14 protein-coding genes are annotated in these 23,538 nt (G+C 71.0%); 9 read left to right on the top strand and 5 right to left on the bottom strand.

Annotation, left to right across the window (positions count from 1 at the left end):
• Nucleotides 1-28: 28 nt before the first annotated feature.
• The gene (locus tag ACTOQ3_RS21835) at nt 29-268 is read right to left on the bottom strand and encodes a helix-turn-helix transcriptional regulator (RefSeq protein WP_440085190.1); all 240 of its coding nucleotides are present in this window, start codon (nt 266-268) and stop codon (nt 29-31) included.
• Nucleotides 269-785: 517 nt separating this feature from the next.
• Here ACTOQ3_RS21835 and ACTOQ3_RS21830 point away from each other — a divergent pair.
• A complete protein-coding gene (locus ACTOQ3_RS21830) occupies nt 786-3,458 on the top strand; it encodes a DUF7825 domain-containing protein (RefSeq protein WP_440085189.1) in 2,673 nt (890 codons plus the stop codon).
• A gap of 233 nt (nt 3,459-3,691) precedes the next feature.
• Here the strand turns inward: ACTOQ3_RS21830 and ACTOQ3_RS21825 are convergent, their stop codons facing one another.
• Together ACTOQ3_RS21825 and ACTOQ3_RS21820 are read right to left on the bottom strand one after the other, a co-directional pair.
• Nucleotides 3,692-4,453: a nitroreductase family protein gene (locus tag ACTOQ3_RS21825; protein ID WP_440085188.1), complete on the bottom strand. Its 762-nt coding sequence runs from the start codon at nt 4,451-4,453 to the stop codon at nt 3,692-3,694.
• Between the two features lie 119 nt (nt 4,454-4,572).
• Nucleotides 4,573-5,706, bottom strand: coding sequence for a CaiB/BaiF CoA transferase family protein (locus ACTOQ3_RS21820; RefSeq protein WP_440085187.1), 1,134 nt, complete (start codon nt 5,704-5,706; stop codon nt 4,573-4,575).
• Between the two features lie 225 nt (nt 5,707-5,931).
• Between ACTOQ3_RS21820 and ACTOQ3_RS21815 the strand changes: the two genes are divergently transcribed.
• The 4 genes from ACTOQ3_RS21815 to ACTOQ3_RS21800 all read left to right on the top strand — a co-directional run bounded on the left by ACTOQ3_RS21815 (nt 5,932) and on the right by ACTOQ3_RS21800 (nt 11,383).
• Nucleotides 5,932-7,599 carry a serine/threonine-protein kinase gene (locus ACTOQ3_RS21815; RefSeq protein ID WP_440085186.1) on the top strand — a complete coding sequence of 556 codons (1,668 nt, stop codon included), beginning with the start codon at nt 5,932-5,934 and terminating at the stop codon, nt 7,597-7,599.
• 1 nt (nt 7,600) lies between these two features.
• A complete protein-coding gene (locus tag ACTOQ3_RS21810) occupies nt 7,601-8,626 on the top strand; it encodes an NAD(P)-dependent oxidoreductase (protein ID WP_440085185.1) in 1,026 nt (341 codons plus the stop codon).
• Nucleotides 8,627-8,759: 133 nt separating this feature from the next.
• Nucleotides 8,760-10,109, top strand: a complete 1,350-nt coding sequence (locus ACTOQ3_RS21805) for an FAD-binding oxidoreductase (protein ID WP_440085239.1) — start codon at nt 8,760-8,762, stop codon at nt 10,107-10,109.
• Nucleotides 10,110-10,123: 14 nt separating this feature from the next.
• On the top strand, nt 10,124-11,383 hold the full coding sequence (locus ACTOQ3_RS21800; RefSeq protein ID WP_440085184.1) for a class I SAM-dependent methyltransferase: 1,260 nt from the start codon (nt 10,124-10,126) through the stop codon (nt 11,381-11,383).
• A 218-nt stretch (nt 11,384-11,601) separates the two neighbouring features.
• Here the strand turns inward: ACTOQ3_RS21800 and ACTOQ3_RS21795 are convergent, their stop codons facing one another.
• A complete protein-coding gene (locus tag ACTOQ3_RS21795) occupies nt 11,602-13,134 on the bottom strand; it encodes a long-chain-fatty-acid--CoA ligase (protein ID WP_440085183.1) in 1,533 nt (510 codons plus the stop codon).
• 170 nt (nt 13,135-13,304) lie between these two features.
• On the opposite strand from ACTOQ3_RS21795, the gene ACTOQ3_RS21790 reads away from it, so the two are divergent.
• From ACTOQ3_RS21790 to ACTOQ3_RS21780, 3 genes are all read left to right on the top strand, one after another.
• Nucleotides 13,305-14,879, top strand: coding sequence for a GMC family oxidoreductase (locus ACTOQ3_RS21790; protein ID WP_440085238.1), 1,575 nt, complete (start codon nt 13,305-13,307; stop codon nt 14,877-14,879).
• Between the two features lie 312 nt (nt 14,880-15,191).
• Complete coding sequence (locus ACTOQ3_RS21785) at nt 15,192-16,367, top strand: cytochrome P450 (protein WP_440085237.1); 1,176 nt, start codon at nt 15,192-15,194, stop codon at nt 16,365-16,367.
• Nucleotides 16,368-16,535: 168 nt separating this feature from the next.
• Nucleotides 16,536-17,810, top strand: a complete 1,275-nt coding sequence (locus tag ACTOQ3_RS21780; protein WP_440085182.1) for a cytochrome P450 — start codon at nt 16,536-16,538, stop codon at nt 17,808-17,810.
• Between the two features lie 35 nt (nt 17,811-17,845).
• On the opposite strand, the gene ACTOQ3_RS21775 is transcribed toward ACTOQ3_RS21780, so the two are convergent.
• Complete coding sequence (locus ACTOQ3_RS21775; RefSeq protein WP_440085181.1) at nt 17,846-20,389, bottom strand: hypothetical protein; 2,544 nt, start codon at nt 20,387-20,389, stop codon at nt 17,846-17,848.
• Nucleotides 20,390-20,940: 551 nt separating this feature from the next.
• Here ACTOQ3_RS21775 and leuS point away from each other — a divergent pair.
• Complete coding sequence (leuS, locus tag ACTOQ3_RS21770; protein WP_440085236.1) at nt 20,941-23,409, top strand: leucine--tRNA ligase; 2,469 nt, start codon at nt 20,941-20,943, stop codon at nt 23,407-23,409.
• Nucleotides 23,410-23,538: the final 129 nt, after the last annotated feature.

Genomic DNA, 23,538 nt, shown 5'->3' with positions numbered 1-23,538 from the left:
AGACCCGGCCCGCCGGCCGGGGAGGGAGTCAACCGGCCTGGTCGCTGCCGAGCCGGGGGAACGGTTTGAGGGAGAACACGACTTCCAGCGGCACCTCGAAGTGCTCGGCGATCCGCATGGCGAGGAACAGGCTCGGGCTGTACTCGCCGCGCTCCAGGTAGCCGATCGTCTGGTAGTGGACTCCCAGCGCGGCCGCCAGGTCCTTGCGTGAGATCCCGCGCTCGGCTCTCAGCACCGAGATCCGGTTGTAGATGTCTTCCGCTGGCATTCCGGCGCCCCCCTGCTCAGGAGAGCCGCGCGGCCGGTCGCGGGGACGGGGTGCGGATACGTGATGCAGTACTCATGTGAATGAATGTAGTACATCTACTACATATGAATCAACATGTACAACGAAAAGAGGTACGCCTACGGTAGGTGTATCCCTCGTGAGCAGGCCGGTTGGAGCGGGGAAGCCGATCGGGCACGGGAGATCGGGCCCGGGAAAGGAGCCGGGCCGCCCGGCCGTCGTCACCATCCGCACGACCTCCACCACCGCACCACCGGCCGGCGGCCCCGGCGGCACAGCGGCCGCCGGGCAGGAAAGAGAACGAGTCGAGCGACCGGTCCCTCAGCGATGGCATCGCGCGACGTCTCGACTCCTCCGAGCCGGGCTCGGAGTGAAATGTCTAATTGTCGGCGTGCATCGGTAAGGTCCCGGCCATGATCACTTGCCTGCGGGCGCACCCCCTCGCCCACGCCGTCGCGCCGCTCACCCCGTGCCCCTGCGGTCTCGAGGCGGTGGCGGCATGAGCCCGTGGAACGAGGTCCTCGCCCGCATCGAGGCGGAGAACGACGAGTGCCTGGCGGAGGTCCTGAACGGCCTCGGCGACGCGGACCGGCGCGAGGTGGCCGCCCGGCTGCCCGACCACCTGGCCGAGCGGTTCGCCGACGATGTCGTCAACCGGTTGCGCGTGCAGGAGCTGACCTCCGGTTACCGGCTCGCCGGCGCGGCCTGCATGGGCGGGGCCGCCCAGGTGGCGGCCTGGTTGAACCGCGGGGAGCTGCGCGTGACGCGTCACCACGAGCGCGACGCCGCGACCGTCATGTCCGTGTTGCGGTGCCGTCCCGAGGCGTGGCGGCGAGACCTCGCCGTGCGGCTGGTGCAGCGGTTGCGCCCGCCGGCGGGTACGACCTGGTGGCGGCTGCAGGGCCTGCCGGGTTGGGACCTGGCCGCCGCGCTGGTGATCGAGACCGGCGTCGAGCCGCCCGGCAGCGACCCGTTCACCGCGGGCTGGGCGTGGCGGATGGTCGCGCGGAGGCGTGAGGGCCACGGGCGGCCGGTCCTGGCCGCCGACCCGTTGCTCGACCACCTGGTCCCACGCCTGTTCCACGCCCAGGGCGTGGCCGCCGCGCTCACCGCGAGCGAGAGCACGGAGCCCGGCCGGGCGGCGAGTCCGGGCATCGCCGGCGAGCTGGCCGCCCTCGCCCAGGCGGGACGGCTCTCGCGGCAGGCGCTGGTCGCCGGGTGCGCGAGCCGGTTCATGGCAGGTGGCGAGGCCGCGGACATCGCCCCGTTCGTGAAATTGTGGCGGCTCCTGGAAACCACGGTGGCCGACGTCCCGGTGCTCGATTTCGTCCGTCTTCTTCCGTCCGGGTCCTCGTCGTTCGTGCAGCTCGCCGTGGACGAGCTGCACCGGGCCGAGGCCGCCGGAGCGCTGGGGGACGAGTTGTTCGCCGAGGCGATCGGCGCGCTGGTGTTCCGGCCGGAGAAGAAACACGTCGCGACGGCCGTGAAGTGGCTCGCGAAGGCGCCCGCGTCCAGGGGCGGTGCGGCGGCGGCCGCGCTGGCCACCGTGTTCGACGTGGAGACCCCGGCCCTGCGCGAACGCGCGGTGCGGCTGGCCGTCAAGTTGGCCCCGCACATGGACGACGCGGCCCGGGAGGCCGTCCGCGAGGCGGCGAGCCGCCTGCCCGCCGAACCACGCGACCGCGTGGCCGCAGCCTTCGGCGCGGTTGCGGCGGTGGCGGAGCCGCAACCGGCCGCCGTCCCGGTGCTCGTCGCGCCGCCGCCGCCCGCCCTCGCGCCGCCCATCACCGCGGTGGCCGACCTGGCCGGCGGGCTCGACACGGTGGGCTGGCCCGACGATCCCGGCCAGTACGAGCGCGTCCTCGCCGCCCTGGTCGAGCTGACGCACCGCGACCGTGACGGGGTCCTGGCCGTTCTGGAGCCGAAGTGGCGCGAACGCTGGGGACAGACCAACGTCCACGCCTACGCGGACTTCACCAGTGATCGCGATCCCCGTTTCCTGCTGAACCGCTGCGTGCTGGCCCTGACCTTGCCCGATGTCAGCCGCGAGCTCACCGCCGCGCTGGCCGAGCGCGCCGACCCGAGCTATGACTTCATCCTCGATCTGCTGCCTCAGCGTCTGGTCCAGCAGCGCCTGCGCGAGGTCGTGTCCCTGTTCGAACGCGGCGCGACGATCCCCGTGCTGCTGGCCACCCCGACCGCCGCCACCGGGCATCTCGACGCCGAGACCCTGATCGACCGCATGGAGCGGCTGGGCGACACCGAACCGCTCGAAGCCGACTTCCAGCAGGCGCTGTTGCGGCTGCCACGGCACGTGGACGAGTCCTTGCCGGTCCGGGCGGAGAAGTTACCCACGCGGGCGGGGCGGCGGCTCGCCGACTGGCTGCGCGCCGGCGTAATGCCCGATCCGGTGGTGCACTGCGAGGTGACGCAGGCACCGAGGGCCTTTTACTCCGGTCCCTCCCCGTACGAGGTGCACATCCGGGCCGTGCCGTCAGAAGGCCTGCCCGCCTGGCTGCACGACCTGTGCGCGGTGCGGCCCGCCAACGGATACGCCGCCTACCCCGACGAGGTGGTGTGGTGGCCGACGATCATGCCGTCCCATCGCGAGGTCATGGCCGCGTACATGGTGCAGTGCCTGCCCTGGATCGCCGTCCGCGGCGGCTCCCGCGTGGACGCCGTGGCGGCTCTGGCTCACGGCGACGGCCCGGTGGGCAGGGCGACCGCGATCACCATCGCCGCCTGCCTGGCTCACCCCCGGCCCGCCCAGCGTGCCGCCGCCGCCGAGGCGCTGATCACCCTGGCGGTACGCGAGCAGCTTCCGGCCTCGGACCTCGGCTGGGCCGTCGCGATGCTGGTCCGCGCCGAGCGCATCACGCTCAAACGGATCACGGCGGCACTGGCCGACCTGGTCGCGGCCGGGGCGCACGCCGAGATCTGGCAGGCCCTCGCCGTGACCGTCCGGCTCCTGCTGCCGACGGAGGCGGGCGAAAGGACGCGGAACGGGCTGGGCGAGCTGCTGGGCGTCGCCGCCCGGGCGGCTTTCCTGGCAGGGGCGCGTGGCGAGATCCCGGGGCTGGCGGAGCTGGCGGCACGCAAGGGGTCGAGCCTCGTCCTCCAGGAGGCTCGCCGTCTGCACGAAGCGATCTCCTCGGGAAAGGCGCCCATCTGATCCGGAACCGCACAGCAGGGGTCGGCCGCGGCCCGGAGGGCGCGCTCATCGAGACCAGGCTCCGCGCCGCCGGCATCCACACAGACCGGATTCATGGGCCGGATTCCCGCTGACCGTGCCGTGCTCCGGTCCTCCGGCACGACGACCGGCCGGATGCCTGCTCACGGACACCGCCGGAGCGACCGCACGGCGTCACGCCGGGAGTGCCGCCCACGGCCCGGCCCCGCCGGGGTTCAGCCCTCCTGCCTCCACAGGGGCTCGGGAACCTCGAAGCCGACGTCCTGGCCCCACCGGTTGCGGTAGCTCACCTCGTGCGCCGGGCGGCGGGGCGCGACGCCCCAGCGCCCGGTGGGATAGCCGAAGGTGACCGTACAGGCCAGGGTCCAGCCCTTGTCCTCGGGCACGCCGAGCACCCGCAGCGTCTCCTCGGCGTGGAAGATGCCGAGCACGCTGGTCAGCGCACTGCCCACCCCGTGGGCGCGGGCGGCCAGCTGCGCGCTCCACACCGAGGGGAAGATCGAGCCGCCGGACGGGTCGTTGCGGACGAACGCGAACAGCAGCAGCGGATAGCCCTCGAAGTGGTCGGCCAGGTGTTTGGCCGACTTCAGGACGTTGAGCGTCCGCGTGTCGCCCTCGGCCTCGGCCTTCTCGCGCATCGGCCGGTAGTGGCCCTCGAAGAGCCGCCCGAGCGCGTCCCGGTAGAGAGGGCCGAGCCGCTCCTTCACCGCGAGGTCGTCCACCAGCAGGAAGCGCCAGCTCTGCACGTTGCCGCCGCTGGGCGCGCGGACCGCGGCGTCCAGGATGCTCCGCTGGACCTCCTCGGGGATCGGGTCCGGCTTGACCCTGCGCATCGCCCTGGTCGTGTAGAGGGCCTCGAAAACGTCCATTCCCACCGGCCCGCCCGCGGCCCCGGTGCCCTCGGTGCCCTCGGTGCCCTCGGTGCCCTCGGTGCCCTCGGTGCCCTCGGTGCCCGCCGGCCCGTCCTCGGTCCTCATGTCCCGCGTGCCCTCCATACCTGCCGTGCCCTCCATACCTGTCGTGCCTGTCGTGCTCTCCGTCGCCTTCGTGTTCGCGAGACCGCCGCCCGCCGCCCCCCTGTCCGCCTCGCCGCCCATCAGGCCAGCACCCCGGCCTCGCGCAGCCGCGTAGCGGTCTCGTCGGGCAGCCCCCAGGAGGACAGGTCCGCCAGCCGGGTGGCGGGGGAGAGGTCCTGCTCGGGCACGCCGAGCAGTCGCGGCGCGGGCGCGGGCTGCCTGACCCCGCCGACCTCGACGAACATGCCCCTGGCCTTGTTGTGCGGGTGGTCCGCGGCCTCGCCCCCCTCCAGCACGGGGGAGACGCAGGCGTCCGTGCCGTCGAACACCGCCTCCCACTCGGCGCGGGTCCTGGACCTGAACGCCTCGGCCAGCCGCTCGCGGAGCGCGGGCCACTGCGACCTGTCGTCGCGGTCGGGCAGGTCCTCCAGGCCCATCAGGGTGGTCATCTCGTTCCAGAACTGAGGTTCCAGCGCCCCGACGGCCACGTACCGGCCGTCGGCGGTCTCGTAGGTGTCGTACATCGGCGCGCCGGTGTCGAGCAGGTTCGTGCCGCGCGGGCCCCAGCCGCCGGTCTGCACGCCGTGGTGGAACATCGCGAACAACGTCGCCGCGCCGTCCACCATGGCGGCGTCGATCACCCGCCCCTCGCCGGTCCGCTCCCGCTCGATCAGCGCCAGCAGCACGCCGTACGCGAGCATGAGACCGCCCCCGGCGAAGTCGCCGAGGATGTTGATCGGCGGGGTGGGGGGCTCGCCCGCGCGGCCCAGCATCGACAGCACGCCGGAGACGGCGATGTAGTCGATGTCGTGCCCGGCGGTCGTCGCGAGCGGTCCGTCCTGGCCCCAGCCGGTCATCCGCCCGTAGATCAGGCGCGGGTTGACCGCGTGCAGGTCGGCCGGGCCGATGCCGAGGCGCTCGGCGACGCCCGGCCGGAAGACCTCGACGACCACGTCGGCGTGGCGGGCCAGCTCCTTGAACGCGGCCACCCCCTCGGGGGACTTCAGATCCAGGCCGACCGTCCGTTTGCCCCGGTCCATCACGTCGGGGCGCGGCCTGTCCCCGGTCCTGGCGACGACGCTCGCGCGCTCGACGCGCAGCACCTCGGCCCCGTGGTCGGCCAGCATCATCCCGGCGAAGGGCCCGGGGGCCAGCCCCGCCAGTTCGAGCACGCGGACTCCGGCCAGCGGGCCCTTCCTGGTCACGTGCTCCATCGACATTCTCCTCGGGTGCGTTCCGGGTCTCGTCGGTACGGCGTGCCCAGGCGATCACCTGGTTGCGAGCACTGCCGCCCTCCCGCCCAAGTAGAACAACATTCGGCTTTCTGTGGCAAGACACATCGCGAGGAGTCGCGTGGCGCCCGCGCGCGTATGGGAAACTTGCGCCCTCTCCGAATGGGACCTAGGGGTTTTGCGATGACATATCCGCACAGTGAACGGGTGGTCGCTGGGCGCTATCGACTGCTGCGGGAACTCGGCAGGGGCGGGATGGGCGTCGTCTGGGAGGGCTACGACATCCTCCTCAACCGCTCGGTCGCCGTGAAGGAAGTGCTCCTACCGCCCAACCTCTCCCCGGCCGAGCACCAGGTCCAGCTGACCCGCACCTCCCGCGAGGCCAGGACGGCGGCCAGGCTCAACCACCGCGGCATCGTGGCGATCTACGACGTGGCGGAGCAGGACGGCCGCCCCTGGATCGTGATGGAGCTGGTCAGGGCCCGCGGGCTGGACGAGGTCGGCCTGCTGCCGGTGCGCCAGGTCGCCGACATCGGCCGCCAGGTCCTGTCGGCCCTGCGCGCGGCCCACGAGGCCGGGATCCTGCACCGCGACGTCAAGCCGAGCAACATCCTGCTGGACGCCGAGGGCCGCGCCGTGCTCTCCGACTTCGGCATCGCCGTCATCGAGGGCGACACCTCGCTCACCCAGACCGGCATGGTGACGGGCTCACCGAGCTTCCTGCCGCCCGAGCGCGCCACCGGGGTCGACGCCGGCCCCTGGTCCGACCTGTGGGCCCTCGGCGCCACCCTCTACGCGGCCCTGGTCGGCCAGGGGCCCTTCGAGCGCCGTGACGCCATCTCCACCCTCGGCGCGCTCCTCACCGAGGAGCCCGACTTCGGCGTGGTGCCCCTGGAGATGCGAGCGGTGCTCACCGGCATGCTCCAGCGGGAGCCCGCCCACCGGCTGACCGCGCAGCAGGCCGACGCCATGCTGGCGGAGGTCATCGACGACCCGTCGGCCGCCGCCCGCCGTACCGGGGAGACCGCCGTCCGCCAGGGGCGAGGGACCGGGGGCCACCGTACGGGAGGGGCCCCGAGCCGTACCGAGGAGAACTTCGGCCGCATCGGTAAGACCTCCCACCGCACCGGGGAGCGGGAAAGGCGCGAGACCAGGAATTCGGCCGTGCCCGGTCGCCGCGGCGGAGGGCGGCTCCCGCTGATCGTGGGGGCCGTCGTCCTGCTGGCGGCCGGAGGCGCCGCGGCGGCCGTGGCGATGTCGCAGCCCGAACAGCGGCCGGTGGCGCGCTCCGCGCCCACCGTCGCGGAGGCCACGCCGGAGCCGGTGGAGGAGACCGAGCCGGCGACCCCGACCCCCACTCCGACCCCCACCCCCACCAGGACCAGGACGGCCGCGTCCGCCGGAGGGCTGAAGACGTGGCGGGCCCGGCCTCCGGAGAACTGGTCGATCAAATACCCGGCCGGATGGAACGGCGACTGGGCGGCCGAGACGGGCTACACCCAATGGCTGCGCCGCGACGGGGCCGCCCACCTGTCGGTGGAGCCGCTGGAGGGAATCCCCGAGGGCCTGGACTCGCTTCGCGAGACCATCAGGGAGAACGTGGCCCAGTGGAGCGAGATCGACTTCGAGGACACGGCCGAGATCCCTCTCGCCTACGGCGCCGGGCTCCAGTGGGAGTTCACCTGGACCATGAAGGACAGCGGCGGAGCCCCCTGGGCCGAGGCCGGGGTGACCTACCGCGAGGTGCGGCGGTTCATCGAGGTGGGCGACTCGGTCATGGTGCTCAGCTGGACCACTCACGACGCCGACTGGGTGGCCCAGCAGGCGCTCATGACCCGCGTGTTCGACAGCTTCCACCCCCGCGGAGGTGAGTGACATGAACCGAAGGCGCTCGGACCGCGTGCTCGGCGGTCTTCACCCCGTGGAGGCGAACAGCACGCCCTGGAAGGTGCTCGCGCTGCCGCCCCTCCCCGAGGAGGCGTTGCGCAACCTGCTCGGCTCGCTCGGCGACCGGGTCGCCGTGTCGGTTCCCGCGGCCCGCGACCGGGAGTCGCTGCTCGCCGCCCTCGGCGGCGCCGAGATCGTGGTCGGCGACTGGAGCGGCGGGCTCGCCCTGGACGCCGAGGCCGTCCGGGCCGCGCCGGACCTGACGTTCGTCCAGCAGCCCTCCGTGGGCGTGGACGGCCACGATCTCGGCGCGCTCGCCGAGGCGGGCGTGCCGCTGGCCAACACCGCGGGGGTGAGCGCGATCGGGGTGGCCGAGTGGTGCCTCGCCGCCGCGCTCGCGCTGTCGCGGCGGCTGCTCGACGCCGACGCCGCGGTCCGCGCGGGACGCTGGCCGCAGCTGGACCTCGGACCCGCCGAGCTGTACGGCTCGCGCGTCGGCATCGTCGGGTTCGGCCCGATCGGCGAGGCCGCCGCCCGGATGTTCGCCGCCCACGGATGCGAGGTCTCCTACTGGACCCGCACGCCGCGCGAGGTGCCCTACACCTACCGGCAGATCGGCGATCTCGTCGCGAGCTCCCACGTGCTCGTCCTGGTCGTCCCGCTGACGGAGGAGACCAGAAGGCTGATCGACCCGTCCCTGATGCCCGCGGGCTCGCTGCTCGTCAACGCGGCGAGGGGGCAGGTGGTCGACTCGGCGGCGCTGCTTTCGGCCCTGGAGTCGGGGCACCTGGGCGGCGCCGCGCTCGACGTCTTCGACACCGAGCCGCTGCCGCAGGACGACCCGCTGCGCGGCAGTCCGAGGGTCCTGCTCTCGCCGCACGTGGCCGGGGTGACCCCTCAGTCGACCGGTCGTCTGATCCGGTGCGTGCTGGACAACCTGGAGGCGGCGATCGAGGGCCGACCTGTGGCGAATGTGGTCAACGGGGTTGATGCGGTGGTCGGCCGAAGATCGTAAGAAGGACGGTCGTAGAGTTTTCCCGTGTTTAACGCGCCCTGCCTGGCTCCGGAGACATCCGAGTTATAACGTGCCTAGGGGCGATCTTTCCAACGAGGTCATGGGGGTGATCACCGTGCGGCAGATGACGGGGATGTCTGCGCACCGGCAAGCGGTGGAGCAGATCAGGGAGTCCTACGCCGCCATCCCGGGAGACGCGGTGCCCCGGCTCTCCAAGGCCACCACCAACCTGTTCCGGTTCAGGGACGGCGCCCGGTCGGCGAAGCTGTCGGCCAGGGACCTGGACCAGGTCATCGAGGTCGACCCGGTGACGATGACCGCCGAGGTCCAGGGGATGACGACCTACGAGAACCTGGTGGACGCCACGCTCGCCCACGGGTTCATGCCGTACGTCGTGCCGCAGCTGAAGACGATCACGCTGGGCGGGGCGGTGACGGGGCTCGGCATCGAGTCCACCAGCTTCAGGGAGGGGCTGCCGCACGAGTCGGTGGAGGAGATGGAGATCCTCACCGGCGACGGCAGGATCGTGGTGGCCCGTGACGACAACGAGCACCGGGACCTGTTCCGGGCGTTCCCCAACTCCTACGGCACGCTCGGTTACGCCCTCCGGATCCGGATCAAGCTCAAACCCGTCCAGCCGTACGTCAGGCTGACCCACATCCCGTTCGGCGACGCCGACAAGTGCATGCTCGCGATGCGCGAGATCTGCGAGCGCGGCGAGTACGAGGGCGAGCGCGTCGACTTCGTGGACGGCACGTTCTTCGGCCCCGGGGAGCTCTACATCACGGTGGGCCGCTTCGCCGAGCGCGCCCCGTACCTCTCCGACTACACCGGGATGCGCATCTACTACCGGTCGATCCAGACCAGGACCCGCGACTGGCTGACCGTCCGCGACTACCTGTGGCGCTGGGACACCGACTGGTTCTGGTGCTCGCGCGCCTTCGGCGTGCAGACCGCGCTGGTGCGGTCCCTGATGCCGCGCAAGTGGATGCGCTCGGACGTCTACCGCAGGCTCGTCGGCCTCGACCGCAAGTACGGGGTGATCGCCAGGGTCGACCGCTGGCGCGACCTGCCCGTGCAGGAGTCGGTCATCCAGGACATCGAGGTGCCCGTCGAGCGCGGTGCCGAGTTCCTGGAGTTCTTTCACGACAAGGTCGGGATGGCGCCGGTCTGGATGTGCCCGCTGAGGTCCACCGGCGAGTGGCCGCTCTACCCGCTGGAGCCGGGACGGCTCTACGTCAACTTCGGCTTCTGGGGAACGGTCCCACTTCCCAGGGGGCAGTTCGACGGTTACCACAACCGTTTGATCGAGAACCGGGTCCACGAGCTGGAGGGGCATAAATCGCTGTACTCCACTTCGTTCTACCCGGAGGATGAATTCTGGCGGTTTTATAACGGAACCGCCTACTGGCCGGTCAAGCGGGCATACGACGGGGGTGGCCGGTTGCTCGACCTCTACGACAAGTGTGTTCGGGGGCGTTAAGAGAGGCTGATTCTGTGTTGCTCGCAGAGATCTTCGAGAAGGTCATGGGGCCCGAGGCGGACGTGCGCTTCGTCGCCTACGACGGAAGCAAGGCCGGACCGGCCGGCGCCGACATCAGTGTCGAGGTGAAGACCCCGGCGGCCGTCGCGTACCTGGCGCAGGCCCCCGGAGAGCTGGGTCTGGCCAGGGCGTACGTGTCCGGTCACCTCGACGTCGACGGGGACATGTACACCCTGCTGTCCCGAATGTGGTCGCTCACCGTCAACGACATCCCGGTCGGGCAGAAGCTCGCGGCCATCCGAGCCCTCGGGGTCCGCCCGCTGCTGACGCGGATGCCGCCGCCTCCGCAGGAGGTGCGGCGCAGCATGCTCGCCCGGATGGGCAGCAGGCACGCCAAGCAGCGCGACGCCGAGGCCATCCACCACCACTACGACGTCTCCAACAAGTTCTACTCGTGGGTGCTCGGCCCCTCCATGGCCTACACCTGCGCGGTCTTCCCCGAGCAGGAGTCCACGCTGGAGGAGGCGCAGCTCACCAAGTTCGAGCTCGTCGCCCGCAAGCTGGACCTCAAGCCCGGCATGAGGCTGCTGGACGTCGGCTGCGGCTGGGGCGGAATGGTCATCCACGCCGCCCGCGAGTACGGCGTGAAGGCGCTGGGGGTCACCCTCTCGCGCCAGCAGGCCGAGTGGGCGCAGAAGGCCATCGCGGAGGCCGGCCTCGGCGAGCTCGCCGAGGTCCGCCACATGGACTACCGCGACGTGCCGGAGACCGGCTTCGACGCCGTCAGCTCGATCGGCCTGACCGAGCACATCGGCAAGGACCAGCTGCCCTTCTACTTCCGCTTCCTGTACGACAAGCTCGTCCCCGGCGGGCGGCTGCTCAACCACTGCATCACCCGCCCGACGGGCACGGAGAAGACCCTCAACGCCGGCGGCTTCATCAACCGCTACGTCTTCCCCGACGGGGAGCTGGAGTCGGTCGGTTACCTGGCCCGCCAGATCGAGGACACCGGTTTCGAGATCCGCCACGAGGAGAACCTGCGCGAGCACTACGCGCAGACCCTCCGCTTCTGGTGCGCCAACCTCGACGCCCACTGGGACGAGGCGGTCAAGGAGGTCGGCGAGGGCACGGCGCGGGTCTGGCGCCTCTACATGGCGGCCTGCGTGGTCGGCTTCGAACGCAACAAGATCCAGCTCCACCAGGTCCTCGGGGTGAAGCTCAACGCCGACGGCACGGCCGGTCTCCCGCTCCGCCCCTCGCTCGACTGGCCCTGACGCCCGGAACACGCTCACGCGGGGAGCCCCCGCGCGGGAGACGCTCGTACGGGATGTTCCTCTACGAGAATCCGCGCGGGCGCTCACGCGAACGCGTTCCCACCGGACCGTACGGCCCCTGCCGCGGACACCTCGGGGCCGGGTTCCGGCGGCATGCCGCGCCGTCCGGAACCCGGCCCCGCCGCCGTGGCCTCATCGGCCGGGCGGATACGGGCCCCTCAGCGGAGCTCGCGCTTGAGGATCTTCCCGGTCGCGGTCATCGGAAGCGCGTCGCGGAACTCGACGATCCGCGGATACTTGTACCCCGCCATGTTCTCCTTGCCCCAGGCGATCAGCTCGTCCTCGGTGACCGTCGCGCCGGGGGTGCGGATGACGTACGCCTTGACCTCCTCGCCGTGCGAGTCGTGGGCGACCCCGACCACCGCCGCGAGGGAGACCTCGGGGTGGGTGATCAGGACCTCCTCGAGCTCGCGCGGGTAGACGTTGAAGCCACCCCGGATGATCATGTCCTTGGCGCGGTCGATGATGGAGTAGTAGCCGTCGGCGTCGCGGGTGGCGATGTCGCCGGTGCGGAACCAGCCGTTCCGCATGACCTCGGCGGTCGCCTCGGGCCGGTTGTAATAGCCCTTCATCACGTTGTGCCCGCGGATCGCGATCTCGCCGGGACCCTCGCCCTCGATCGTCTTCCAGTCGTTGTCGATCAGTTTCATCTCCACGCCCCAGATCGGCGTGCCGATCGTGCCGGGCTTGGTGGGCCTGCCGAGCTGGTTGAAGCTGGCCACCGGGGAGGTCTCCGACAGGCCGTACCCCTCCAGGATGCCGATCCCGAAGGTCTTCTCGAAGTCCTTGAGCACCTCGACGGGGGAGGAGGCGCCACCGGCGGCCGCGATCCTGAGAGAGGTGGGCACCTCGTCGCCGTCGGTGTGGATCTTCGTCAGCATGGCCCAGTACATGGTCGGCACGCCCGCGAACAGCGTGATGTTCTCGGCGCGCATCAGCTCCAGGGCCGGGCCCGGCTCGAAGCGCGGCAGGAGCACGACGGTCGCCTGGCGCCGGAACCCGGCGTTCATGACGACGGTCTGGCCGAAGGAGTGGAACAGCGGCAGCACCGCCAGGTAGGCGTCACCGCCCTCGGTGCGGGGGAACATCTCGTCGGAGACCATGGCGTTGAGCAGCATGTTCTGGTGGCTGAGCTCGGCGCCCTTGGGCTGGCCCGTGGTGCCGCTGGTGTACAGGATCACCGCGGTGTCGTCGGGCGAGGTCTGCACGGTCTCGAACTCGCCGGACACGCCGTCCAGCGCGGCCCACAGCGTCTCCCCGTACTCGGACTCGGTGGCGAACGCGGTGGCGGGCAGCACGAAGAAGTGTTCGGCGGAGGACCCCTCGAAGCCGGCTTTGCCCCGCTCGCCCAGTGGCAACTCGGGAGTGCCCTCGAAGCAGAACAACGCCTTGGCCTGGGAGTCCTCCAGGTGGTAGGCGATCTCCCTGGACTGCAGCAACACGTTGAGCGGCACGACCGTGGCGCCGGCCTTGAGGATCCCGTAGTAGACGAACGGGAAGTAGGGCAGGTTGGGGCAGGCCAGCGCCACCTTGTCGCCCTTGCCGATCCCGCGGGAGACCAGCAGGTTGGCAACCTGGTTCGCGACGGTGTTGACCAGGGAGTACGGCAGCCGCAGGTCACCGAAGACCAGTGCGGTGCGGTCGGGGGCCTCCCTGGCGCTGTCCTCCAGTGCGATCGACAGGTTGAGCATCGTACGTCCTCCTCCGAGCAAGCTCTGACCCGCTCATACTGGCAGTCCGAGATACCGACCGGTAGGTAACACGATGACAAATTGACGGGCAAACCGCGGGGGAGTAAGCAGATAAGAGCGCGCTTACGGGGAGGCGAGCTGGCCGACTGTGCGATGAAAGGTCAGTGAGCGTGGAGTACGACTACGTCATCGTGGGCGCGGGGTCAGCGGGATGTGTGCTGGCCAACCGTCTTTCCGCCGACCCCGGCACGAGGGTCGCCCTCATCGAGGCGGGCGGTTCCGACCGGAAGCTGGAGGTTCGGATGCCGGCCGGCTTCTCCAAGCTGTTCAAGACCGAGCGCGACTGGGACTTCACCACCGCCAAGCAGCCCGAGCTGTCCGGCAGGGAACTCTACTGGCCGCGCGGCCGGATGCTCGGCGGATCCTCCTCGATGAACGCCCAGATGTGGGTGCGCGGGCACCGCGCCGACTACGACGGATGGAACGTGCCGGGCTGGTCCTACGAGGAGGTCCTCCCGTACTTCCGCAGGGTCGAGCGCCGCGCCGGCTCCAACCGCGGCGGCGTGTACGGCACGGAGGGCCCGATCCACATCTCGGAGCTGCGCTCCCCGAACCCCGCCACCGCGCTCTTCCTGCGGGCCTGTGAGGAACTGGGCATCGCCCGCCTGGAGGAGCTGAACGGCCCCTCCAACGAGGGCTGCTCGCCGACCCCCGTCACCCAGCGCAGGGGCCGTCGCTGGAGCTCCGCGGACGCCTACCTCGCACCCGCGGCCAGGCGGCCCAACCTCACCGTGCTCACCTCCTCACGCGTACGCCGGGTGCTCGTCGAGGACGGGCGCGCGACCGGGGTGGAGTACGGCGGCGACGGCGACGGCGACGTCGGCGGTGACGGCACCGCGGTGGCGCGGGCGCGCGGGGAGGTCATCCTGTCGGCCGGGGCGATCGGCTCACCGCACCTGCTGATGCTGTCGGGGGTCGGTCCGGCGGACGAGTTGCGGTCCGCGGGTGTCGAGCCGGTCCACGAGCTGCCCGGGGTCGGCGCCAACCTCCAGGACCACCTCGCGTCGGGCGTCTTCCTGCACTGCCTCAAGCCGATCACCCTCGCCGGCGCCGAGTCGACCGCCAACCTGCTCCGCTTCCTGGCCGGCGGCCGAGGCATGCTCACCTCCAACATCGGCGAGGCCGTGGCGTTCATCCGCACCTCCGAGGAGGAGCCCGCCCCCGACATCGAGCTGATCTTCGCTCCCGGCTCCTTCGTCAACCACGGCCTCACCCCGCCGCCCGGCCACGGCCTGACCATCGCCTCGATCCTGCTGCGGCCGGAGAGCCGCGGCCGCCTCTCGCTGGACGGCCGGGACGTCGTGATCGACCCCGGCTACCTGACGGCGGAGGCCGACGTCCGGCGGCAGGTCGCCGGGCTGCGGAAGGCGAGGGAGCTGTTCACCACCGAGGCGCTCCGGCCGCTCGCGGGGCCGCCGATGGACCCGTACTGGGACCCGAGGACCGAGGAGGAGCTCGTCCGCTGGATCCGCGAGCGCAGCGAGACCCTCTACCATCCGGTCGGCACCTGCCGGATGGGCGACGATCCCGGGTCGGTGGTGGACCCCGCCCTGCGGGTCCGAGGGATCGCCGGCCTGCGGGTGGCCGACGCCTCGGTCATGCCGCTCATCACCCGGGGACACACCCACGCGCCCACCGTCATGATCGCCGAAAGGGCCGCCGACCTCATCGCCGCCGGCCACTGACGGCCGGGCCATCGGATCGCGTGATCGCGAGGCCGGGAGGCCGCCGTGGCCGCCGAGGGGCCGCGTGGGCGGATCGGCTTGGCCAGGTCGTGGCCTTCCTTTCGCGGGGTGCCAGGGAGGAGCATGTTCCCAGACCGGGCGCTTCCCGCATCGGGAGCGCTCCGGGAAGGTCGACGATCTCGTTCCGAGCTGGTTGAGCCGAGGGTCCTGTGGCAGGATCCATGAAAACAGAATGCGGTTCTAGTGGAGGCTGGCGTGACGGTTTCACTCGCGGACATCGATCTGTCGGACATCTCCTTCTGGGAGCGGCCGATGGCCGAGCGGGAGGCCGCCTTCGCAGTGCTCCGCGCGCAGCCGGGCCCCATCCTGTTCGCCGAGCCCGAGATCCCCTTCGCCCCGCTCGGCCCCGGCTACTACGCCCTGGTGCGGCACGCGGACATCATCGAGGCCAGCCGCCACCCCGACGTCTTCTCCTCGGGCCGGGGGGCGACGTCCATCCAGGACCTCGGCCCCGAGTTCGGCGAGTACTTCGGTTCGATGATCAATATGGACGATCCCCGGCACGCGCGGCTGCGCAGAATCGTGTCCCGGGCGTTCACCCCGAAGATGATCAAGCAGTTCGAGGTCGACGTCGACGCCGCGGCCGTGCGGATCGTGGACGACCTGATCGCGAAGGGGCCCGGCTGTGACTTCGTGACCGAGGTGGCCGCCAAGCTGCCCCTGAAGATCATCTGCGACATGATGGGCATCGGTCCCGAGCACTACCAGGCGGTCTTCGACGCCACGAGCATCATCCTGTCGGGCGGCGACCCCGAGTTCATCGCCGACGTCAGCCGTGCGGCCGAGTTGCTCCTCGGTGCGGGGCAGGGACTCCAGAACCTCGTCATCTCCCTGGCCGCCGAGGGGGGAGACAACCTCATCACCGCTCTGACCAGTGCCAACATCGACGGTGAGAAGCTGACGATGCAGGAGCTCGGCTCGTTCTTCATCCTGCTGGTGGTGGCGGGCAACGAGACCACCCGCAACGCCGTCTCCCACGGCCTGCACCTGTTCACCGAGCACCCCGGCCAGCGGGAGCTGCTGCTCCAGGACCTCGACGGGCGCCTGCCCGGTGCCGTCGAGGAGATCGTCCGCCTCGCCTCGCCCGTCGCCTGGATGCGCCGCAGCCTCACCCGCGACCACGAGATGAACGGCCACCTCTACCGCGCGGGGGAGAAGGTCCTGCTGTACTACTGGGCCGCCAACCGCGACGAGAGCGTCTTCACCGACCCGCACCGCTTCGACATCCGGCGTACCGAGGGGCCGCACGTCGGCTTCGGCGGCCCGGGACCGCACTTCTGCCTGGGCGCCCACCTCGCCCGCCGCGAGATCACCGTCATGTTCCGCGAGTTGTTCACCCGCCTGCCCGGAATCCGTTCCGTGGGGGAGCCCGACCGTCTGCGTTCCAGCTTCATCAACGGCATCAAGCATCTTGACTGCGACTTCTGAGCGCCGCCAGGGGGCCTTGCGTTGACGCGAGCGTTTGGTTTCCCAAATTCTGGGAGAGCCGCCAGGGGGCCTCGCATTGACGCAAGCGTTTGCTTTCCCAAATTCCGGGAGAGCCGCCAGGGGGCCTCGCATTGACGCAAGCGTTTGCTTTCCCAAAGGATGGGCGCCATGAACGTGACGCCAGCCGAGCGGAAGCCGATCGTCTCCGCCGGCGACTTCGACCTGTCGGACCACGACTTCTGGTCCAGGCCCATGCCGGAGCGGGAGCACGCCTTCCGGCTGCTGAGGGAGCTGGAGCGTCCCGTTTTCTACCAGGAGATGGAGAACCCGCTGATCCCGCGAGGGCCCGGCTACCACGCGCTGGTCAAGCACGCCGACATCCTGGAGGCCAGCCGCACTCCCGAGGTGTTCTGCTCGGGAGACGGCGGGGCCACCAACATCCTCGACATGCCCGCCGAGTTCGCCGAGTACTTCGGTTCGATGATCAATATGGACGATCCCCGGCACGCGCGGCTGCGCAGGATCGTGTCCCGGGCGTTCACCCCGAAGATGATCAAGCAGTTCGAGGTCGACGTCGACGCCGCGGCCGTGCGGATCGTGGACGACCTGATCGCGAAGGGGCCCGGCTGTGACTTCGTGACCGAGGTGGCCGCCAAGCTGCCCCTGAAGATCATCTGCGACATGATGGGGATACCGGAGACGGACTACCGCGCTGTCTTCGACAGATCCAACATCATCCTCGGAGGCTTCGACCCCGAGTACGTCGGCCTCGACATGAACACCGTCGCGGAGAGGCTGCTGACCGCAGGGATGGAGCTCCAGCAGCTCGTCCAGGACCTCGCCGCGCACCGGGCGGAACATCCCACGACCGACCTCACCTCGTCGCTGGTCAACGCCAACATCGACGGTGAGAAGCTGACGATGCAGGAGCTCGGCTCGTTCTTCATCCTGCTGGTGGTGGCGGGCAACGAGACCACCCGCAACGCCATCTCCCACGGCCTGCGCCTGTTCACCGAGCATCCCGGCCAGCGGGAGTTGCTGCTCCAGGACCTCGACGGGCGCCTGCCCGGTGCCGTCGAGGAGATCGTCCGCCTCGCCTCACCGGTCAACTACATGCGCAGGAAGGTCACCCGCGACCACGAGATGAACGGCCACCTCTACCGCGCGGGGGAGAAGGTCGTGTTCTACTACTGGGCCGCCAACCGCGACGAGACCGTCTTCACCGACCCGCTCCGCTTCGACATCACCCGCAGTCCCAACCCCCACATCGGCTTCGGCGGCCCGGGACCGCACTTCTGCCTGGGCGCCCACCTCGCCCGCCGCGAGATCACCGTCATGTTCCGCGAGTTGCTCCGCCGCGTCCCGCGGATCGAGGGCGGCGCTCCCGAACGGCTCCACTCCAGCTTCATCAACGGGATCAAGCGGATGGAGTGCACCTTCTAAGTCGTTCGCGGCTTTCGGGAATCCCTACGGAGTGGTCACTGCCCCGCCGCGCGGATCGACTTGAAGACGGTGTTGATGTCGGGGAGCAATTCCTTCCTGCTGTCCGGCACCGACATGTAGACGATCGAGGGCAGATCGGCGCCGGTGCTCACCGCCGCCACGACCATGGTCGTCTTCGAGTCGCCCGAGGTGATCTCGTACGCCGCGAGCTGGCCGGGCAGGCCGTTCACCGACAGGGTCTGCTGGGCGGTCTTACGGGCGGTGTTGCCCTCGGGGAAGAACTTGTTGCGCCCGTTGGAGGCCACCGCGTTGATCACCGGTGCGAGGTTCTCCGGCGAGGTGTACTTGCTCTTCAGGCGCGGGGAGAGCGGGCCCGACATCAGCTGCGCGAACTGGGTCTTGCCCGTGGAGTCCGTACCCGCCGGGAGATACTGACGGGTCGTGAAGCCGTAGGAGGCGGGCATGCCGGGACGCTGGTCCTGCCGCCAGGGGGCGCCGAGCCGTGCCAGGGTGATCCCCGCCTGCTGGTCGGTGAGCGTGCCGGCCACCGGCGACGCGTCGCCGGTGAAGCGCGGCAGGCGGCCGATGGCGGCGGGCTTGGCCGGCTTCTTGGTGACCGCCGCGGAGGGCTTGGGATCGGGGGCGATCTCCTCGCCGCCGGCCAGCGGCCCGGCCAGGAACGCCCAGAGCACCGCGCCGAGCAGCGCGATGACCACGGACCCGGCCAGCGCGAAGATCCAGACCGGCCGTCCCCGCTCGCCGAGCTCGTCCTCGTCCTCGATGGCCTGGTAGTTGTCGCCGAAGACCGTGTTCCACAGCTCCTGCTGGCGCTCGGGCGGAGGTGTCTTCGGGCCGCTGATCTGGCCCGCGGTGACGAACGGCTTGTTCGGGTCGGAGGGGTCGCGGCTCAGGTGATGGCCGGGCTGGCCCGGATGCCCAGGCTGGCCGGGGTGACCCCCATGTCCGGACTGGCCCGGGTGGCCCGGGTGGCCGGGCTGGGGCTGGGACGGCCCGGGGCCGGCTCCGGGATGAACGGGGGCCTGGGGGGCGGGTGCGCCGGAGGCCGCCGCGTTCGCGGCCTGGGCCCACATGGCGGGGGTGTCCGGCACGCCGTAGCTGCGCCGCGCGTTTCCGGTGCCGTCGCCGTTCGGGGTGCCGTTCGGGGCGCCGGCCTCAGGTGAGGCGCCCCCGAAAGGGGGACCACCGGGGGCGACGCCGGAAGGGGCGCCCTGGGCGTTTCCCTGAGCGGCGCCGGGATGGGCGCTCCCGAAGGGAACGGCCGGAGCGTCGGTGCCCGCCCAGGAGGGGGAGAACGCCGAGGTCTGCGCCTCGGCGGGACCCGCGTTCCCCGAGGAGAGGGCCGGAGGCCACGCGCCACCGCCCGCCGGGGCCGCGGGTGGCCAGGGGGCGTTCTCCGCCGGCGCGGGTGAGGGCGGCCACCCGCCGTTCTCCGTCGGCTGTGCCGGAGGCCAGGCGGGGGCGTCGTTTCCCGGGGCGGCGGCCTGCCACGTCTCGCCCGCCGGCGCATCGGAACCCTGCCGGCGCGCGTCCCCCTGCGGGCTCGACGCCTGTGCCCAGCCGTTGTTCTGCGGGCTGGTCGCCTGTGCCCAGCCGTTGGCCTGCGGGCTCTGCGCACGGCTGTCGTCGTGGGGCGTGGCGCTGGGCCGGCCGTCGTTGGTCGGTGTGCCGGCCTGCGCCCAGCCGTTGGAAGAGCCGGCCTGGAGGGCGGAGGTGGGCTGAGCGTTGCCGTCCTGTGGCGGCGTGGACTGCGGCCATCCGTTGTTCGGGGAGGACGGGTGGTGGCCGTCGCCGTCGGCCTGCGGGCCCGAGGCCTGCGCCCAGCCGTCCTGTGCGGAGGCGGGCTGCGGCCATCCGTTGCCGGGGGAGGTCTGGTGCGAGCCGTCGGTGCCCTGCGGGCCGGAGGCCTGTGCCCAGCCGTCACCTTGAGCGTTTGATCCCTGAGCGCCCGATCCCTGCGGGCCGGAGGCCTGTGCCCAGCCGTCGCTCTGGGGGGTGGTCGCCTGCGCCCAGCCGTCGTTGCGCGGGCTGGACGCCTGTGCCCAGCCGTCCTGTGCGGAGGCGGATTGCGGCCATCCGTTGCCGGGGGAGGTCTGGTGCGAGCCGTCGGTGCCCTGCGGGCCGGAGGCCTGGGACCAGCCGTCGCCCTGAGTGCCTGATCCCTGCGGGCCGGAGGCCTGGGACCAGCCGTCACCCTGGGGGGCGGACGCCTGCGCCCAGCCGTCGTTGCGCGGGCTGAAAGCCTCCGACCAGCTGTCGCTCCGGGGGTTCGACGCCTGTGCCCAGCCGTCGGCCTGCGGGCGCTGCGTGCGGCCGTCGTCGTGGGACGGGGGGCTCTGAGGCCGGCCGCCGGGGGGATCCGCCGGGGAGGCGGCGGGGCGCTGCCCCTCGCCGCCGGGTGAGGTCTGCCACGAGGAGCCGTTGCCGCCCTGCGACTCGTCCTGCGGGCGGGGGAGCCGAGGGCCGGTACCGAGGGGGTCGTTCGTCCACGAGGGCGACGGCTCGGCAGCCTCCGGCCATGCCGGAGGCAGGTGGGACTGGCTGGACTGCTCCGAGGCCATGCTTTCCTTACCTCCCGCGCGGGTGCCCGAATTAGGCGTATTGGGCATGGTCTCACGTGAGACGGGGGGGCTCGCAGGGAAACCGGAGAACGCCCCCCTGAACTGGAGTCCGGTGGGGTCGGTCGGCGGATCCTGCATGGGCAGGCCGACCTCCATCGGATCCGGGCCCTGCCCCGGCTCTGCTGAATGTGCCACGGTTAGAAGAGTAAACGTGAGAGACATACGAGGTCACAACAGGCCGCATAGCCATCGGGTCTCGTTGCCCCGCGAGTACGGGAACCCCATTCTGCCGACCTGGCCGGATCCTGTCCCCCGCTTGCCGCGATCGGCCCTGTTTTCCCTGGCCATGAATACGCCTTGCGGGCTGCGATAGTCTTGGTCTATGCGTGCCGCGACCCTGCTTATCGGGCCGCATCGGCTCTCCCGTCCCTGAGCGCCCTGCCGATGCGGCTGCCCTCCGCGTGAGCGGGGGGTTTTTGCATTGGGCCGGACGGGTCAGACCATCCACGCAGACACACCCCGAGGAAACCGACGTGAGCGAGCGAGCCGACATGCAGAGCGACGAGCAGCACTATGACCCGCAGGCCCTGCAGGTCAAGTGGCAGCGCAGGTGGGAGGAACTGGACCCCTTCCGGGCCTCCGACGACCCCGCCGACCCGCGTGAGCGGCGCTACATGCTCGACATGTTCTCCTACCCCTCGGGCGACCTGCACATGGGACACGCCGAGGTGTTCGCCCTGGGCGACGTCATCTCCCGCTACTGGGTCCAGCGCGGCTACAACGTGCTGCACCCCGTCGGCTGGGACTCCTTCGGCCTGCCCGCCGAGAACGCCGCGATCAAGCACGACGCGCACCCGGCGGAGTGGACCTACGCCAACATCGAGACCCAGGCCAACTCCTACCGGCGCTACGCGATCTCCTTCGACTGGTCCCGCCGCCTGCACACCAGCGACACCTCGTACTACAAGTGGACCCAGTGGCTGTTCAACCGCTTCTTCGAGCGCGGCCTGGCCTACCGCAAGGGCGGCCTGGTCAACTGGTGCCCGAACGACCAGACCGTGCTGGCCAACGAGCAGGTCAAGGACGGCAGGTGCGAGCGCTGCGGCGCCGAGGTCGTCCGCCGCGAGCTGACCCAGTGGTATTTCAAGATCACTGATTACGCCGACCGGCTGCTGGACGACATGGCCCTGCTGGAGGGCGGCTGGTCCGAGCGGGTGCTGACCATGCAGCGCAACTGGATCGGCCGGTCCGAGGGCGCCGACGTCAACTTCGTGATCGAGGGCCGCGACGAGCCGGTCACCGTCTACACCACCCGTCCCGACACCCTGTACGGCGCCACCTTCTTCGTGGTCGCCCCGGACGCGCCGCTGGCCGAGGAGATCGTCACCGACGACCGGCGCGAGGCGTTCGAGGCCTACCGGGTCGAGGTCTCCAAGCTGTCCGACATCGACCGGCTGTCCACCGAGAAGGAGAAGACCGGCGTCTTCCTGGGCCGGTACGCCATCAACCCGGTCAACGGCGAGCGCATGCCGGTCTGGGCGGCCGACTACGTGCTGTCCGACTACGGCCACGGCGCCATCATGGCCGTGCCCGCGCACGACCAGCGCGACCTGGACTTCGCCCGCGCCTTCGACCTGCCGGTACGGGTGGTCGTGCACACCGGCCTGGCCGATCCGGGCGAGACCGGCGTCGCCACCTCCGGTGACGGCGCGATGGTCAACTCCGGCCCGCTGGACGGCCTGGCCAAGGCCGAGGCGATCCGGAAGATCATTGAGGTGCTGAGCGAGCGGGGCACCGGACGGTTCACGGTCAACTTCCGGCTGCGCGACTGGCTGCTGTCCCGCCAGCGCTTCTGGGGCTGCCCGATCCCGATCATCCACTGCGCCGACTGCGGCGAGGTCCCCGTCCCCGACGACCAGCTGCCCGTCACCCTGCCCGACATGCGCGGCGAGGCCCTGGCACCCAAGGGCGTCTCCCCGCTGGCCTCGGCCGAGGACTGGGTGAACGTCTCCTGTCCCAAGTGCGGCGGCCCGGCCAAGCGCGACACCGACACGATGGACACCTTCGTCGACTCCTCGTGGTACTTCCTGCGCTACGTCGACCCGGCGTACGAGGACGGCCCGTTCGACGTCGAGCGCGTCCGCAGGTGGGGTCCGATCGACCAGTACATCGGCGGCGTCGAGCACGCCGTGCTGCACCTGCTGTACGCCAGGTTCTTCACCAAGGTCCTGCACGACATGGGGATGATCGACTTCGTCGAGCCCTTCACCCGCCTGCTGAACCAGGGGCAGGTCATCAACCAGGGCAAGGCGATGTCCAAGTCGCTGGGCAACGGCGTCGACCTGGGCCAGCAGATCGACGCCTACGGTGTCGACGCGGTCAGGCTGACCGTCGTCTTCGCTGGGCCGCCCGAGGAGGACATCGACTGGGCCGACGTCTCCCCGGCGGCGTCGCAGAAGTTCCTGGCCCGCGCGTTCCGGGTGATGGCCGAGGCCGGCGCGGCCTCGGCGCCCGGGGTGGACGTCACCGCCGGAGACCTGAACCTGCGCAAGGTCGTCCACCACACCATCGACGAGGTCACCAAGCTGGTCGACTCCCACCGCTTCAACGTCGCGGTGGCCCGCATGATGGAGCTGACGAGCGCGGCCCGCAAGGCCATCGACTCCGGGCCCGGCGCCGCCGACCCGGCGGTCAGGGAGGCCGCCGAGACCCTGGCGGTCATGCTGTCCCTGGTCGCGCCGTACGCGGCGGAGGAGGGCTGGGAGCGGCTGGGGCACTCCGCCTCGGTCGCCACCGCGGGCTGGCCGGTCGCCGATCCGGCACTGCTGGTCCAGGAGTCGGTCACCTGCGTCGTCCAGGTCGCGGGCAAGGTGCGCGACCGGCTGGAGGTCTCCCCGGAGATCTCCGAGGCGGACCTGGAGGCGCTGGCCCTGGCGTCGGAGAAGGTTCGGTCCTTCCTGTCCGGGGAGCCGCGAAAGGTGATCGTCCGCGCGCCCAAGCTGGTCAACATCGTCCCCTAGGCGGCCGGGGAAGCCCTGAGAACGCCGGATGGGCGGTATCCCGTGTCGGGACACCGCCCATCCGGCGTGTCGCGCGTCCTCCGGCGTGTCGCGTGGAGGCCGGAGGCGCGTGGTATGGAACTCGCCTCG

Origin of the sequence: Streptosporangium sp. LJ11 (genome assembly GCF_051918945.1) — a bacterium.
GTDB lineage: Bacteria > Actinomycetota > Actinomycetes > Streptosporangiales > Streptosporangiaceae > Streptosporangium.
Note: the sequence above shows the minus strand (reverse complement) of the source record. Positions and strands in the feature narration are given on the sequence as shown.

What these genes read in the sequence shown, in the direction of transcription:
- ACTOQ3_RS21835 (WP_440085190.1), bottom strand. Translation starts at nt 268, where the DNA reads ATGCCAGCGGAAGACATCTACAACCGGATCTCGGTGCTGAGAGCCGAG.
- ACTOQ3_RS21830 (WP_440085189.1), top strand. Translation starts at nt 786, where the DNA reads ATGAGCCCGTGGAACGAGGTCCTCGCCCGCATCGAGGCGGAGAACGAC.
- ACTOQ3_RS21825 (WP_440085188.1), bottom strand. Translation starts at nt 4,453, where the DNA reads ATGAGGACCGAGGACGGGCCGGCGGGCACCGAGGGCACCGAGGGCACC.
- ACTOQ3_RS21820 (WP_440085187.1), bottom strand. Translation starts at nt 5,706, where the DNA reads ATGGAGCACGTGACCAGGAAGGGCCCGCTGGCCGGAGTCCGCGTGCTC.
- ACTOQ3_RS21810 (WP_440085185.1), top strand. Translation starts at nt 7,601, where the DNA reads ATGAACCGAAGGCGCTCGGACCGCGTGCTCGGCGGTCTTCACCCCGTG.
- ACTOQ3_RS21805 (WP_440085239.1), top strand. Translation starts at nt 8,760, where the DNA reads ATGTCTGCGCACCGGCAAGCGGTGGAGCAGATCAGGGAGTCCTACGCC.
- ACTOQ3_RS21795 (WP_440085183.1), bottom strand. Translation starts at nt 13,134, where the DNA reads ATGCTCAACCTGTCGATCGCACTGGAGGACAGCGCCAGGGAGGCCCCC.
- ACTOQ3_RS21785 (WP_440085237.1), top strand. Translation starts at nt 15,192, where the DNA reads ATGGCCGAGCGGGAGGCCGCCTTCGCAGTGCTCCGCGCGCAGCCGGGC.
- ACTOQ3_RS21780 (WP_440085182.1), top strand. Translation starts at nt 16,536, where the DNA reads ATGAACGTGACGCCAGCCGAGCGGAAGCCGATCGTCTCCGCCGGCGAC.
- ACTOQ3_RS21775 (WP_440085181.1), bottom strand. Translation starts at nt 20,389, where the DNA reads ATGGCCTCGGAGCAGTCCAGCCAGTCCCACCTGCCTCCGGCATGGCCG.
- leuS (WP_440085236.1), top strand. Translation starts at nt 20,941, where the DNA reads ATGCAGAGCGACGAGCAGCACTATGACCCGCAGGCCCTGCAGGTCAAG.